The organism is Planctomonas deserti (genome assembly GCF_003067705.1).
GTDB lineage: Bacteria > Actinomycetota > Actinomycetes > Actinomycetales > Microbacteriaceae > Planctomonas > Planctomonas deserti.
The window spans coordinates 1-856 of record NZ_QANL01000024.1 but is presented as its reverse complement, the minus strand read 5'-3'; the positions used below and the strand labels follow the sequence as shown (position 1 = coordinate 856).

The 856-nt window shown below is 66.9% G+C and carries 1 protein-coding gene; it reads right to left on the bottom strand.

What is annotated here, in order from left to right; all coding sequences use genetic code 11:
• A partial coding sequence (locus tag DAI20_RS19285) for a dihydroxy-acid dehydratase domain-containing protein (protein WP_205781492.1) occupies window positions 1–767 on the bottom strand: 767 nt, incomplete at its 3' end.
• Window positions 768–856 lie beyond the last annotated feature (89 nt).

Below are 856 nucleotides of genomic sequence, written 5' to 3'. Positions count from 1 at the left end.
CCACGCGGCAGTGCCGTCGGATCCTCGCCGCCATACCAGCGGTGGCAGAGTTCGACGATCAGGCGGCCGGCGCGGCGGAACAGCGCTTCGCGGTCGGCATGGGTGGCCAGCGTGGTGCCGTTACCGGGCAGCGACAGGCCCAGCGCTTCGGTCAGGCAGTTCATCGAGTTGGCGGTGAACATGCCCGAGCAGGAACCGCAGGTGGGGCAGGCGCTGCGCTCGAACGCCGCGACCTTCTCGTCGGAGGCGCTGTCATCGGCGGCCACCACCATCGCATCGACCAGATCCAGCTTGTGCTCGGACAGCCTGGTCTTGCCCGCTTCCATCGGCCCGCCGGAGACGAACACCACCGGGATGTTGAGGCGCAGCGCGGCCATCAGCATGCCGGGGGTGATCTTGTCGCAGTTGCTGATGCACACCAGTGCGTCGGCGCAATGCGCGTTGACCATGTACTCCACGGCGTCGGCAATGATCTCGCGGCTGGGCAGCGAATACAGCATGCCGTCGTGGCCCATCGCGATGCCGTCGTCCACGGCGATGGTGTTGAATTCCTTGGCGACGCCACCGACCTGCTCGATCTCGCGCGCGACCAGCTGGCCGAGGTCCTTCAGGTGCACGTGGCCAGGCACGAACTGGGTGAAGGAGTTGGCGATGGCGATGATCGGCTTGTGGAAGTCGCCATCCTTCATGCCGGTGGCACGCCACAGGGCGCGGGCGCCGGCCATGTTGCGGCCGGCGGTGGAGGTGCGGGAACGGTATTCAGGCATGGCTGGCGGAACGGGCGGGCCGTACAACGTGGGGGTCGCCCGATCATGGCCAATTTTTTCGGTTGCTGCTGCAACCACCGGATCACGCC